General features: G+C 32.2%; 12 protein-coding genes. 11 read left to right on the top strand and 1 reads right to left on the bottom strand.

Annotation, left to right across the window (positions count from 1 at the left end; translation table 11 throughout):
• Positions 1-904: 904 nt before the first annotated feature.
• The 8 genes from COC46_RS21140 to COC46_RS21105 all read left to right on the top strand — a co-directional run bounded on the left by COC46_RS21140 (position 905) and on the right by COC46_RS21105 (position 9,561).
• On the top strand, positions 905-1,327 hold the full coding sequence (locus tag COC46_RS21140; RefSeq protein ID WP_098811861.1) for a MarR family winged helix-turn-helix transcriptional regulator: 423 nt from the start codon (positions 905-907) through the stop codon (positions 1,325-1,327).
• Positions 1,328-1,390: 63 nt separating this feature from the next.
• A complete protein-coding gene (locus tag COC46_RS21135; protein ID WP_098811860.1) occupies positions 1,391-1,789 on the top strand; it encodes a DoxX family protein in 399 nt (132 codons plus the stop codon).
• Positions 1,790-1,871: 82 nt separating this feature from the next.
• Positions 1,872-2,270 (top strand): DoxX family protein, encoded by a 399-nt coding sequence (locus COC46_RS21130; RefSeq protein ID WP_098811859.1) that lies wholly within the window; start codon positions 1,872-1,874, stop codon positions 2,268-2,270.
• 343 nt (positions 2,271-2,613) lie between these two features.
• Entirely contained in the window at positions 2,614-3,990 is a 1,377-nt protein-coding gene (gene fumC / locus COC46_RS21125) for a class II fumarate hydratase (protein WP_098811858.1), read from the top strand.
• A gap of 384 nt (positions 3,991-4,374) precedes the next feature.
• The gene (locus tag COC46_RS21120) at positions 4,375-5,883 is read left to right on the top strand and encodes a spore germination protein (protein ID WP_098811857.1); all 1,509 of its coding nucleotides are present in this window, start codon (positions 4,375-4,377) and stop codon (positions 5,881-5,883) included.
• A complete protein-coding gene (locus COC46_RS21115; RefSeq protein ID WP_176545245.1) occupies positions 5,876-6,982 on the top strand; it encodes a Ger(x)C family spore germination protein in 1,107 nt (368 codons plus the stop codon). Before COC46_RS21120 ends, COC46_RS21115 begins: the two co-directional genes overlap by 8 nt.
• Positions 6,983-7,001: 19 nt before the next feature.
• The gene (locus COC46_RS21110) at positions 7,002-8,111 is read left to right on the top strand and encodes a GerAB/ArcD/ProY family transporter (protein WP_098811855.1); all 1,110 of its coding nucleotides are present in this window, start codon (positions 7,002-7,004) and stop codon (positions 8,109-8,111) included.
• A 1,207-nt stretch (positions 8,112-9,318) separates the two neighbouring features.
• Complete coding sequence (locus tag COC46_RS21105; RefSeq protein ID WP_098811854.1) at positions 9,319-9,561, top strand: hypothetical protein; 243 nt, start codon at positions 9,319-9,321, stop codon at positions 9,559-9,561.
• 141 nt (positions 9,562-9,702) lie between these two features.
• Here COC46_RS21105 and COC46_RS21100 read toward each other — a convergent pair whose 3' ends face one another.
• The gene (locus COC46_RS21100) at positions 9,703-10,434 is read right to left on the bottom strand and encodes a P-loop NTPase (RefSeq protein WP_176545244.1); all 732 of its coding nucleotides are present in this window, start codon (positions 10,432-10,434) and stop codon (positions 9,703-9,705) included.
• A 154-nt stretch (positions 10,435-10,588) separates the two neighbouring features.
• Between COC46_RS21100 and COC46_RS21095 the strand changes: the two genes are divergently transcribed.
• The 3 genes from COC46_RS21095 to COC46_RS21085 are packed head-to-tail and all read left to right on the top strand — an operon-like array spanning position 10,589 to position 14,423.
• On the top strand, positions 10,589-11,710 hold the full coding sequence (locus tag COC46_RS21095; RefSeq protein WP_098811852.1) for an MFS transporter: 1,122 nt from the start codon (positions 10,589-10,591) through the stop codon (positions 11,708-11,710).
• Positions 11,707-13,863: a formate dehydrogenase subunit alpha gene (gene fdhF, locus COC46_RS21090; protein WP_098811851.1), complete on the top strand. Its 2,157-nt coding sequence runs from the start codon at positions 11,707-11,709 to the stop codon at positions 13,861-13,863. Before COC46_RS21095 ends, fdhF begins: the two co-directional genes overlap by 4 nt.
• On the top strand, positions 13,860-14,423 hold the full coding sequence (locus COC46_RS21085) for a 4Fe-4S dicluster domain-containing protein (RefSeq protein ID WP_098811850.1): 564 nt from the start codon (positions 13,860-13,862) through the stop codon (positions 14,421-14,423). The genes fdhF and COC46_RS21085 overlap by 4 nt, the downstream gene beginning before the upstream one ends.
• The last annotated feature ends 1 nt before the right edge of the window (position 14,424 follow it).

Here is a 14,424-nt window from a genome sequence, read left to right as displayed (position 1 = left end):
AATCAGTTTGTTCTCCATTTTCGATCAGTACATGTTATTTTTTCTCTAACAAAAAGTAATCTAATGTAACCCTTTAAAATAGATATAAAAATTTGTTGGTATTTTTATTTTCAACAAACATTTTAGCATTAAAGAACATTAATATCACTTTATCATAAATAAAATTCACCTATTGTATATTTCCAATATTGACAACTTTATATTTCAACACTTTGTATAAATCCCCTATTTAGGGGATTTATGTTTGAATATCAAATGAGGATGTCGAAATCCACAAGCTATTCCAACCATTACTACTTTAGGAATAGTACTTGATTTATAGTGGAGGATTGGATGTTTTCTAGTAGTAACTAAAATTCCAATGTAAGAAAGACCTTTTAAAAAGAAGGTTTTTTACAGTTTAAGTATTATCAAATGCTCCTATTAATCAGCGTGCTATAAAATTGGCACGCTGTTTGTGATACCTCTTGTTAGATCTCCCGCCTTGATCATTTTAAATCTTGAAAAAAACAATCACTAAAAAAAGTAATTTTCCACTAACAGCCAAATCTCTTGGTAATGTTGATGTAACGGTTATACTCAGTGATAGGGGAGAACTAGAATGAGGAAAATATGATAAATTATCAATTTCATTGTTTAAAGTAATAATCTCATTATCATACTATCCCTTTCCATTAACTAATTTGAATAATAAATTAAAGTCTATATACTCTTGAACAATATCATTAGATAAGGGGAACTATATTAAGAACTTGTAATATTAAATAATTTTATAAGTAAAATAAGTACTAAAACTAAATTGTATCGTAAAAAAAATTTTATTATTGACAGTAAGGCATCTACATATTATAATTATCTCAGATTCAAGATACTTTAATTTAAAATAATTCAGGAGGTGAAATGATTGGAGAGAAAATGCCAAAATCAATCTTTTTTACTTTTAATGCAAACATCTAAAGAAATACATGATCGAATAAAGATACAATTGGCTAAAAATAATATAGGTATTACAGAATTTTCGGTTTTAGAGGTACTATATCAAAAAGGGCAACAAACAATTCAACAAATTGGAAATTCAATATTAGTTTCAAGTGGGTCTATGACGTATGTTATAGATAAGCTGGAGCAAAGAGGTTTATTAATCAGAAGTGACTGTCCAAATGACCGGCGAGTGATCCATGTAACATTAACTGATGATGGAAATGGATTGATGGACGAGATCATGCCGAAATACAATGAGTTTGTTAATCAAATGTTTAAATCATTAGATTCTGACGAGTCAGAGATGTTTGTACAGCTATTGAAAAAAGTAAGAAATAATGTTTAAAGGTTAATTTTTTCAATAAATTATCTCGAATTAAAGATAAATAGCATATAGGAGGATATTAAGATGATCAATATTGGTTTATTAATTATACGCTTGGTAATCGGTTTACTATTTGTGGGACATGGTGCTCAAAAATTATTTGGCTGGTTTGGTGGTTATGGATTGAAAGGAACTGGTGGATGGTTTGAATCGATTGGAATGAAGCCAGGAGTAACTATTGCACTTTTTGCAGGGTTAGCGGAACTTATTGGTGGAATTTTGTTTACTTTAGGACTATTTACGCCACTTGCAGGAATTATCATTGCTGGAACTATGGTCATGGCGATTATTAAGGTTCATGCGCAAAATGGATTATGGGCAACAGCTAATGGATATGAATACAACTTAACTTTGCTTTCGGTTGCGATCGGTGTAGCTTTAATTGGTCCTGGTCAATATGCGTTAGATGCATTTTTATTCTAATAAATCAACAATTACCATTTAAGCAATTTTTTTAATATATTATCTCGAATTAAAGATAAATAACATATAGGAGGATATTAAGATGATCAATATTGGTTTATTAATTATACGCTTGGTAATCGGTTTACTATTTGTGGGACATGGTGCTCAAAAATTATTTGGCTGGTTTGGTGGTTATGGATTGAAAGGAACTGGTGGATGGTTTGAATCAATTGGGATGAAACCAGGAGTAACTATTGCACTTTTTGCAGGGTTAGCAGAACTTATTGGTGGAATTTTGTTTACTTTAGGACTATTTACACCACTTGCAGGAATTATCATTGCTGGAACTATGGCCATGGCGATTATTAAGGTTCATGCACCAAATGGTTTATGGGCTACAGCTAATGGATATGAATACAACTTAACTTTGTTTTCTGTTGCGATCGGTGTAGCTTTAATTGGTCCTGGTCAATATGCGATAGATGCATTTTTATTCTAATAAATAAAGTTTAAATATTGAAAGATATAGGATAAAAAAGCAAATCAATAATTAAAATTAGCTAATCGGGATTTACTCCGGTTAGCTAATTTATATTTCTATGACTATACATAATACTGTCCTTATTCTCAATGAAATAAAGTACATAATTTTTTTGTCGTATACTAAAACTTTAAACATTACATTAGCATTGACTACATTTGCGTCATTCAAAGTTCTTTCTTTTTTAAACTAACATTCAGAGTAATAGATTAAACATAACATTAATAAAGTAAGGCAAGAAAAGTTCCATAATTACTTCATGAAATAGAAATATATATACTACTATCTAGGAGGCGTAAAATTGGATTTTCGAATTGAAAAAGATTCAATCGGTGAGATAAAAGTTCCTGCAGATAAACTTTGGGGAGCACAAACACAGCGTAGTTTTGAAAATTTTAAAATTGGTACTGAGAAAATGCCTATTCAATTAATTTACGCTTTAGCACTAATTAAAAAAAGTGCTGCGATTACAAATAAAAAGTTAGGTAAATTGGATAATGAAAAAGCAGAAGCAATCTTTCATGCGGTAGATGAAATATTAGAAGGACTTCATGATCATCACTTTCCACTTGTAGTTTGGCAAACTGGTAGTGGAACACAAACAAATATGAATGTCAATGAAGTAATTGCTCACTGTGGGAATCAATTTTTAGAGACAAATGGTAGCACTAAGAAAATTCATCCAAATGACGATGTTAATATGTCACAAAGTTCAAATGATACATTTCCTACTGCAATGCATATTGCCATTACTCTTTCCGTAAATGAACAATTGCTACCTGTTATAAGTTACTTGAAAAACACACTAAATGAAAAAGTAAGTAAATTTAATAATATTATTAAAATCGGCCGAACGCACTTACAAGATGCTACACCCATTACATTAGGTCAAGAAGTAAGTGGTTGGCATCGTATGCTTGAAAAAAGTGAACAAATGATTGTAGATAGTTTGAAATATATTGCTGAGTTAGCTATTGGTGGGACAGCGGTAGGAACGGGAATCAATACACATCCAAAATTTGCTACTATGATGGCAGAAGAGATAAGTTCATTAACTGGATATCGATTTATTTCAGCGGAAAATAAATTTCAAGCTCTAACAAGTCATGACGAAATCGTTTATACTCATGGTGCAATAAAAGCATTAGCTGCAGATTTAATGAAAATTGCGAATGATGTCCGCTGGATGGCAAGCGGTCCTAGAAGTGGTATAGGAGAAATAACCATACCATCTAACGAACCAGGAAGCTCGATTATGCCGGGGAAAGTAAATCCTACTCAATCTGAAGCGCTAACAATGGTAGTAACACAAATTATCGGTAATGATATGACGATTGGTTTTGCAGCAAGTCAAGGAAACTTTGAATTAAATGTGTTTAAACCAGTCATCATTTATAATTTCCTACAGTCCGTTCGACTACTTTCAGACGCAATTACTTCATTTAATGATCATTGTGCAAAAGGCATTGAAGCTAATATCGAAGTGATTGAACAAAATCTAAATCGATCACTTATGCTAGTAACAGCTTTAAATCCATATATCGGTTATGAAAAAGCGGCAACAATCGCAAAACTAGCATATAAAGATGGTACTACACTGAAAGAAGCGGCTTTAAAAACAGGGTTTTTATCAGAAGAAGAGTTCGATCGAATTGTTAGACCTGAAAATATGATATAGGTGCTAAAAATTTACAAAGTTGGTAAGAGAAAGAAACAGTATCTTTATTAATAATTAAAAAAAGAAGAAGCTTTCAATTTTATGTAATATTGGGGCTTCTTTTTAGTTTTTATTGATACAAAAAATTGAAAGAACTACTTAACAAATAAGGTTAATTTAATAACATTATCCTTTTTTAGTATATAAACTGGTAAGAACGAAAAAATAAAATAGGAGATAGAATGGAAATTCTAGCCAGACTAAATTGAATTCTCATTAGATAACGCAGAAGCTCATTTTCAGTTCTTTTTTAGTAATAAATGTATCCACTTTTACCTATAAAAATATGATAATGCTTCATCACATAGATTAATTTCAAAAAATACAATCTTTTGGGTGGTTTAAATGAATTTAAAATCTAAAGGACGATTTTTTAGTAGTCAAAAGTCCGAAAAAGAAACTAAGACAATAACATCAATATTACTACAGGCTGCAAAATCGAGTGATTTCTACCAATTTACATTTACTGAAGAACAGGATATTATAATTAGTTACTTTAAAAGTATGGTAGATGCAGATAAAATAAATAACCTTTTACTACCGTCTTTACAAGAACATGTTAAGAAAATCAGTGATATTAATGATGTGAAAAAGTTGATTCCTTTTGAAGATGTCCAATTTACAAATAACCCTCTAGATTTAGAAAAAAGGTTAATAAAAGGCTATGTTATTCTTGAATTCAAGTATTTCAAGCGCTATTTGACGATAAATGTAGAAAATTCAAATCTCGGTTATCGCGAGAATAATGATACAGAAAATGAATTTAGTGTTATCGGTCCAAAAGTTGGATTTGTTGAGGACCTTAGTACTAATCTTCATTTACTTCGAAAAAAAATAGCTGCACCTGAGTTAGTTTTTGAGGAAATTAAAATAGGATCAATGTCTAAAACAGAAGTTGTTATTGCATATTTGGATGGAATCACGAATCCAGAATATGTTCATACTGTTCGTCAACGTTTGAAAAATATCGACTTCGACGTTATTTTTGATAACTCCCAAATAGATCAAATTATCTCTGATAACTCGAATACTCCTTTTCCTATTTTTTTATCGACTGAACGGACTGATCGGGTTGTATATGCGATGATAAGTGGGCAAGTTGCAATCCTATCAAATGGATCGCCATACATTATTACTGGGCCAACGACCATATTGGATTTTTTCATTTCTCCTGAAGATTATTATCTGAATTGGGTAATTGGATCGTTTTTTCGAATCATACGTATTATGAGTGTTATTTTCTCATTGTTTGCTACACCAATATATGTAGCAATATTAACATATCACTATGAAGTTTTACCTGATGATTTATTGCAACCCCTAATTAGTTCAAGAGCTCATGTTCCATTTCCCCCGATATTGGAAGCGATTTTTTTGGAAACAACAATTGAATTGTTGAGAGAAGCAGGCGCACGCTTACCTACAAAAATTGGTCAAACACTTGGTATTGTAGGTGGTATTGTAATCGGACAGGCATCTGTCCAAGCTGCACTAACAAGTAATATTTTACTTATCATTGTATCATTATCCGCACTTGCATCTTTTACAACACCTATATTTAAAATGGCAAATGCAATTCGACTTTTGCGTTTTCCGCTTATTTTACTTGCGGCATTTATGGGAGGCTTTGGAATTATAATAGGATTTGTATTACTTCTAGGGCATTTATTAAAGCTTAAATCCTTGGGAAACCCATATATGGTTCCTTTGTATCCGTTTAGAATAAAAAGCTTTAGTGATAGTTTTATTCGGTCATCATATCAGTTTACAACAACTCGGAGTAGATTTTTAAGACCTCTTTCACTAAAAAGATATAACCCAAATAAAATTAAGGATGATCAGAATAATGAATAGTATAAATCGAAAAAATATAAGCTTTTTTTGTGTTTTTTTGCCACTACTATTTTTAATAAATGGTTGTTCATATCCACGGCAAAAAATTATTGATGAAGTACAGATTCAATCAGTATACGGTATTGACAAGGTTGAAAATCATTATGTTGGAACGGCACTTTATTCTGATTTTACACAAGAACAAAACAAAGGAAGCAATATTTTACAAGGGAGTGGGAAGAAATCCCAATTAATTAAACAAGCTATAAATGAACAATCTCCAAAACCGATAGAAATGGGAAAGTTGAACCTTTTAATCTTTGGAAAAGAACTTGCTGCAACTGGAGTGTCATATTTTGTTAAAACGGTCTGTAGAGATCCGTTGATAGGAAGCAATGTATTATTGGCTGTATCAGAAGAACCAGCAGGAGAATTATTAATAAAAAACAAAGAGAAAGAAAGCAACTATATCTATAAATTAATTGAGCAAAATTTTAGGAATCAATTTGTACCAATTCCAACTTTACATAGTTTTTTATTTGATTATTACGGCGAAGGTAGAGATGCTTCAATAGCTTATATTAAGATAAATCAAAACGGTAATATTGAGGTAAACGGACTAGCTGTTTTTAAGAAAGACAAATTGGCTCTTATTTTAAATCAAAAAGAAAGCTTACTATATAAAATATTAAGAGGTAGGTTAATTAGAGGACAAACAGAACTTAAAATACAAAAGGGTCAGAATATAGATTCTGCAATTTTAACGATTTTAAGTGGGAACATCAAAAAATCAATTAAAACAAAAAAATCAAAAACAAAAGTTAAATTTGATATTACTCTAAAAGGGATGGTAAAAGATTATCCAGATTGGTTAGATTTAATGAAAAGAAAAGATAATTTATTATTAAACAATCAATTGGAAAAACAGATGAAAGAAGATTTAGAAAAGCTATTATTAACATTTCGAACACAACAAGTCGATCCTTTAGGAATAGGTGATTTAGCAAGAGCATATTCAAAAAAATGGAATGAAAAGGAGTTTTATGACAAGGTGTATCCAGCAATTGAATATGATGTGAAATTAAAGATAGAATTATCTCAATCTGGGGTTGGCGAGTAAAATATAAAGGAGATCGACTATGAGTAAACAATTGAAAGAAAGTCTGACAGTATCTCCCTTTTTTTTATTATTTCTTATTCATAGTACCCAAACAGGTGTTGGCTTCCTGAATTTTCAAAATAAAATAATAAAAGGGGCCGAACAAGACGCATGGATTTCTGTTTTAGTAGTTGGAATCTCTGTACATATCATTATTTGGTTAATGTATTACTTGTTAAAGAAATCTAATAACGGAGATATCATGTCTTTACATCAACAATTATTTGGGAAATGGATAGGTAACGTATTAAATATTTTATTATATGTTTACATGCTTTTTTTAATTGCAACCATAATTAGGTCCTATATAGCAGTTCTTAATACTTGGGTTTTTCCGTATGTTCCAATTTCGCTTTTATCATTTATCATTCTATTTGTCATCACTTATTTGGTCATTGGAGGATTTAGGGTCATTACTGGAATTTGTTTTTGGGGAGTAATCATCCCTTCGATCTTATTATTTACATTATACTTCCCATTCAAATATACTTATTGGACGAATTTATTACCAGTTTTTAATCATAGCATTAGTGACTATTATGAATCAGCAAAGAACTGTATCCTAATGTACTCTGGACCAGAATTTTTACTTATATACTTTCCGTTTATTAAAAATAATCAAAACTCACAAAAATGGGCACACATTTCACAAGCGTATACAACCATCCTATACTTATTTATCACATTCGTATCATTTGCTTATTTTAGTCAGGGTCAACTTAAACATATAACTTGGCCAACCCTTATGATGTCAAAAATTATTCGCTATCCTTTTATAGAAAGATTTGAGTATGTATATATTTTTTTATGGCTCTTAGTCATTCTTCCTCCTTGCTGTATGGCAATGTGGGGAGCGTTTAGAATTTTAAAAGAATCGTTTAAATTTAAATCTAGAAAGTCTTTATGGATCTCAATAATTATTGTTCATCTCATAGTTATCAGTACCAAAACTAGATTGGATGTAGAGAAAATAGGGACTTTCATGAAATATGTCACTTCAAGTATTCTATATATTTATATACCAATATTGTTTATGTTTTTTCTTGTTTTTCAAGCCTTTAAAAAAGCCGATACGTTAAGGAGTAATTAGTTTTAAATATAAAATGATAAAGCACTTCAAAATTCAAGAAGTGCTTCTAATTGTGACAAATTAATGAATTTTTTACCAAAAAGGGGAATTAGTTAATTTAAGATTTCACAAATTCACACTAAGTTCACATCTATTGATTATAATGATTTCAACTTAAACATAAATTGATCAGAAAGAAGGCGGTTTAATTGAAAACAATTAAAGCCAATTCAGAAGATGAGATGCAAAAAATTGAAGAAAATCTTAAAAAGTATAACTGGGTCTTGATGTTAATAACAGTGATCACGATTCCATTTATTGTTAGTAATTTGTAGAAAGACATTAGTACTATACTATGTCTTTTTTTATTTGATCTAACAAACCTCTGATTAATAAGTGAAACCATAATGAGTAAGAAATTTTCATCATATTGCTTTTTTCATTAACTCATGAAGCCCTATGAGTAAGGAAATCTCAAATAATTGTCTTTTTATTAACTCATGAAGCCCTTATGAGTAAGGAAATCTCAAATAATTAGCTTTTTATTAGCTCATGAAGCCCTATGAGTAAGGAAATCTCTAATGATTGTCTTTTTATTAACTCATGAAGCCCTATGAGTAAGGAAATCTCTAATGATTAGCTTTTTATTAACTCATGAAGTCTCTATGAGTAAAGAAATCTCGTCAAATTGTCTTTTTATTAACTCATGAAGCCCTTATGAGTAAGGAAATCTCAAAAATTAGCTTTTTATTAACTCATGAAGCCCTTATGAGTAAAGAAATCTTAAATAATTAGCTTTTTATTAACTCATGAAGCCCTAATTTGGTATAGAAAACAGTAGTTCATTTATATATTTTTTTATGCCAGTAAAAAAACTGAATATTCAAACAAAATTATTGAAGAATGAAAATGAGTAATTGAGATGTCTCAAATTGGAGGATAAATAAAAGCATTAAAAAACTTATTGGTAAGAATAGGTTTTTAATGTTTTTTTGTGCGTAAAAAAATGTTATTAAATGATAATTATTTTTTCACAAATTAGACACAGATATTATATTAAAATAATGATATTATTTTTATGTAATCAATACAATATCTTCTATTATCAAAACAATCATCATTCAGCAAACGTATAATCAGAATTAGACTACAGATGCCCGAAATAAAAATATAGAATTTTCAATCGTTTGGACAGATTAATTATTTTAAGACTAAGGAGTGAAACCAATTGTCGAAAACTTATATGGTATATAGTTATAAGGATGAGCAGTGTATTGGCAAAAACTATTTTAATTGCGTAACTTGGAAGACATTAATGAAGCATTTATCTGTTCGTAAACGTGACGGTGAACTTAGATACGGAAAGGTCATTAATCCTGATTATGTAAATATTTACCTTTTGGATAATGATAATAAAGAAGTACTAGTAAAAAAAAGAATGACTAAATTTACTAGACTTTCGATGGCATAAAATTAAAGACAATCACAATAGTGGTTGTCTTTTTGTTTTTATTTAAAGAGCCATTATGTAAATCAAAAAAATTATAGTACTAGGTATTTAGTAGCTCACACCTAATACTATAATCTAACTAAAATTTAATAATTACCTTAATTATGAGGTTAATTCTATGATTGTATTAGCTAGTTCATTATATTTTTGTCCCATTAATGAATCTTCATGATAAATTCCAAGTGCCGGGGAATTTGCTCCTGGTCTTTGTACTGGAAATTGAACAAGAACTTGACTTGCTAAGCTTTGAGCTAGAATGTCCCCTCCGTTTTGACCAAAGAGATTAATTTGGTTGTTACAATCACCACATTGAATATAGGCCATATTTTCCACGATACCTAAGATTTTGTTTCCAGTTCTTGATGTCATCGCACCCGCTCTGAATGCAACCTCTGATGCTGTTTCGTGGGGGGTTGTAACAACAATTTCCATTATATCCTTGACTAAATCATTTAAATCTAAAGGTATATCGCCAGTTCCCGGAGGTAAATCAAATAATAAGTAATCTGTTTCTCCCCAATCAACTTCCTGAAAGAAAGTTCTGATTACTCTTCCAAGCATTGGTCCTCGCATGATAATCGGTTGATTATCAGTTCTTAAAAAACCTGAAGACATTAGTTTAACTCCAAGTTTCTCTATTGGTTGTATCCTCTCATTGATTGTTTGTGGTTCTACTCTGACTTCCATAATACTAGGGATGCTAAATCCATAAATATCTGCATCAATTAAGCCAACTTTTTTTCCTTGATTTGCTAATGATACTGCTAAATTAGCCGCCACCGTAGACTTACCTACTCCACCTTTACCACTCACAATCGATAAATATGTAGTCAATTTTTCCAGCACCTTTCAGAATTTTAACGATTTAACAACCTCTAAAGTATTAACAAGTAATCTTTAATTTATAGCCAAATTTAGAAATAAAAGGAATATTTTAAATGAATCAGCAAAGAATATGTTTATTAAAAATATACATGGAGTGGAAAAAATGGAAAATGATTCTCGGGAATACCAGTCTTATACGATTTCATCTGGTGCATTTGCATCGAAAGCAGCAAGGAATGCCTTTATTGTCTTAGTACTACTATTTCTATCGGTGTATATTGGCACAGAAGCTTTTGGTTATTTTGATATGGCATTATACGGTTATTTATGGGCTAGTATTTTATGTTTTCTACTAATGACGATCCGTATAACTGCATGGACAATGAGACCACCAACTCGTCGTTTATGGCAACAAGGAATAAGGATGTTTATAAGCCCGAGAGGTTGGAAATTTTTATTTGGAACATTATTTCAAAATATCGGGGTTCAGAAATTCCTTTCCCACCGTTCTTTATATCGATGGGTTCAACACATGTCAATTTCATGGGGAGTAATGATCTCATTTGCGATTACATTTTCATTAGTATTCGGATGGCTACATTTCGAATTAGTTGCTTCTCGTACATACCAAATTGTTATGTTTGGAATTCCAGTTTTTAAAATGCCTGTCGATTCAACTTTAGCTTTTTTAATTTACCATGGGCTAAATTGGGCAGGAATAGCGGTTATTATTGGCTGTCTGATGGCGATGTACCGTAGATATAAGGAAGAAAAGAAGTTAGTAGAGCAATCGAAAGTATATGATTTTTTTCCTCTATTATTATTAATAACGATTTCAGTAACTGGATCTCTTCTAACAGTATCTGCTTATTTTATGAAAGGTACTTTTTATGTTGGAATAGGTTTGGCACACCAAATTGCAGTCATTATTTTTTTATTGTACTTTCCATTTGGGAAGTTTTGGCATTTGCCACTACGTTTTTTAGCTGTCGTTATTCCAGCTTACCATTCTCTTGAGGAGCAAAAACCATGTTCTAGATGTGGTAGAGAGTATGCCACAGGGACACAAATTAAAGATGTACAACTTGCATTAAGTAAAAGACGTTTATCAGTACTAATCGAAAATTCTAATTTTCATATGTCTGATCTATGTTCTGAGTGTCGTAGAGTGACACATCGCTTAGCAGCTTTTGGTTCACCTATTCATTTTGGTGAAGCGAATGTAATTGTGGCTACGAATGGACAAAACGGTTTAACAATGAATCATGAAGGAGGGGAAAAATGATGGGACACCCCCAGAACGCCGAATATTCTCAAAGAGCTTATGAACCTATACTTAGAGAAGGTGAAGAAAATATCGCTACACACTGTTGTTTTTGTGGTATGCAGTGCGGTATGAATATACGAGTTGAAAAAGAAACAAAAAAAGTTATTGGTGTAGAACCAAGATACGATTTCCCGATGAACGGTGGTAGACTTTGTCCCAAGGGAGTTTCTGCATATCGTCAAGCAGAGCATGGTGATAGAATAGTAAATCCATTGATTCGAAAAAATGGTGAATTAGTAGAATCTACTTGGGAAGAAGCGATCGACTTAATCGTTTCTAAAATCCAGGAGATACAAGGGAAATACGGAAAAGATGCTTTTGGCGTTTATAGTGGTTCTTCGATGACGAATGAGAAATGCTACTTAATGGGTAAATTCGCTAGAATTGGACTTGGGACAAAAAATATAGATTACAACGGTAGATATTGTATGTCAGCTGCTGCAGTAGGATTTAATCAGAGCGTTGGGATTGATCGAGGTTCAACCAATCCGTGGTCAGATATTAAATCTGCAGATGTCCTTTTAATTGCAGGTTCAAATACGGCTGAATGTCATCCACTTTCAATGCCATATATTTGGGGTGCTAGAGATCGAGGTGCGAAATTAATCGTTGTAGATCCTAGACAAACGAAAACTGCTTTAGTTTCAGATGTTCATTTGGATGTAAGACCCGGAACGGATGTTGCACTTGTGAATGGTCTCATCCATCTATTAATCAAAGATAATATGATCGATGAGAACTTTATTCAAAATCATACAAATGGATTTGAAGAATTGAAGCAATTAACAGAGTCCTTTACACCTGAAAGGGTTTCAGACATAACAGGGGTAGCTACTGAAAAAATCATTGAAGCAGCAAAACTTTTTGGACAAGCGAAAAATGGCATGGTCATGTTTGCACGAGGAATTGAGCAGCATTCAAATGGTACCGATACAGTTTCAAATTATGTAAATCTTTGCCTTCTAACTGGAAAAATTGGAAGAAAGGGTTCAGGATTTGCAACTTTTACAGGTCAAGGAAATGGTCAAGGGGGCAGAGAACATGGCCAAAAAGCAGATCAATTACCAGGCTACCGAAAAATTACGGATCCAGAAGCTAGAAAATATATTGCAGGTGTTTGGGGTGTTGATGAATCAGAAATTCCTGGACCAGGTATGTCAGCCTTTGAATTATTAACTTCATTAGGAGAAGAAGTAAAAGGACTACTTTTGGTTTGTAGTAATCCAATGGTATCAGCCCCAACTGTTGGAAATGTAAAAAAATATCTTGAAAAACTAGATTTCTTTGTCGCAATTGATATTTTTCTTTCTGAATCAGCAGAGCTTGCAGATGTCGTGTTACCATCATCTGTTTGGATAGAAGATACTGGTACTACAACAAATGTGGAGGGGCGTGTAGTTCTTCTAAAAGGAATAGACCATACTCCTGGTCAAGCAAAGCGTGATTGGGAAATCATCTGCGAAATAGCAGATCGACTTGGAAGGGGACAGTATTTTAAATATAATTCTTCCGAAGATATTTTTAATGAATTACGACTTGCTAGTCGTGGTGGTAAATCAGATTATTATGGAATTACTTATGAAAAGCTTGAAAAAATGAATGGTGTATTTTGGCCATGTCCAACTGAAGAGCACCAAGGTACGCCGAGAATATTTGAGGACTTAAAATTTGGATTTCCAGATGGTAAAGCTCGATTACTTGCAATTGAATACAAAGGACCAAATGAAAAACCTGATGAAGAGTTTCCATACATCCTAACAACAGGTCGAGTGGTGTTCCATTATTTAAGTGGGAACCAAACAAGAAGAATTGAAGCTTTATCAAAGTTTTGTCCTGAACCTTATGTCGAAATAAATCCTGAAACAGCTAGAAAACTAAACATAAATAATGGAGAACCAGTGAAGCTCGTCAGTCGCCGAGGTGAATTAACGGTTCCAGCAAAAATAACAAAAATAATTAGGCCAGATACTTTCTTTGTTCCATATCATTGGGGAAAAACAATGGCTATTAATCACTTAACAAATCCAGCATTAGATCCGAAATCGAAAATACCTGAGTTTAAGGTATGTTCAATACGTATTGAGAAATTGGATCAAAGGAGTGCGCAATGACAAAAGTATTATACATTGACTTTGAAAGATGTATCGGGTGTCGTGCATGTATGATCGGCTGTGAAGAATGCAGCGGACACGATCATTTATCAAGAATGTTTGTAGACGAATTAATGCCTGGTGAGACTGTAGCAACTTCACCAACACCTTGCATGCACTGTTACACGCCAGCTTGTGCTGAATCATGTCCTGTGCAAGCGATTAGTTTGACTGCTGATGGAACAGTATTATCTGCTTCACATGAAAAATGTATAGGCTGTAAAAACTGTACTTATGCATGTCCGTTTGGGATTCCACGTGTTGATGATGCAAAAAAACTAATGTATAAATGTGATTTATGTTATGACCGTACATCCAAAGGACGTCCTCCTATGTGTGTAAGTGTATGCCCTACAGACACAATACAATTTCTAGAAGAAGAGGAAGTTAAGAAAAACTCTACGAAGCCAGTTCAATTTGAATGGAACTTCGGAGGCACACTTATTCAAACAAGGACAGTAATTGGTATCCCAGATACTAAAACTAATAAATATGGCTACTATGATACGCAAGGTGAATGAA

Source organism: Bacillus sp. AFS041924 (assembly GCF_002577195.1).
GTDB lineage: Bacteria > Bacillota > Bacilli > Bacillales > Bacillaceae_G > Gottfriedia.
The sequence above is the reverse complement of the archived record's forward strand: the minus strand, read 5'-3'. Positions and strand labels throughout refer to the sequence as shown.

Coding starts and splice junctions, on each gene's coding strand:
- fdhF (WP_098811851.1), top strand. CDS start 11,707: ATGATGGGACACCCCCAGAACGCCGAATATTCTCAAAGAGCTTATGAA.
- COC46_RS21115 (WP_176545245.1), top strand. CDS start 5,876: ATGAATAGTATAAATCGAAAAAATATAAGCTTTTTTTGTGTTTTTTTG.
- COC46_RS21095 (WP_098811852.1), top strand. CDS start 10,589: ATGGAAAATGATTCTCGGGAATACCAGTCTTATACGATTTCATCTGGT.
- COC46_RS21135 (WP_098811860.1), top strand. CDS start 1,391: ATGATCAATATTGGTTTATTAATTATACGCTTGGTAATCGGTTTACTA.
- COC46_RS21085 (WP_098811850.1), top strand. CDS start 13,860: ATGACAAAAGTATTATACATTGACTTTGAAAGATGTATCGGGTGTCGT.
- COC46_RS21120 (WP_098811857.1), top strand. CDS start 4,375: ATGAATTTAAAATCTAAAGGACGATTTTTTAGTAGTCAAAAGTCCGAA.
- COC46_RS21110 (WP_098811855.1), top strand. CDS start 7,002: ATGAGTAAACAATTGAAAGAAAGTCTGACAGTATCTCCCTTTTTTTTA.
- COC46_RS21130 (WP_098811859.1), top strand. CDS start 1,872: ATGATCAATATTGGTTTATTAATTATACGCTTGGTAATCGGTTTACTA.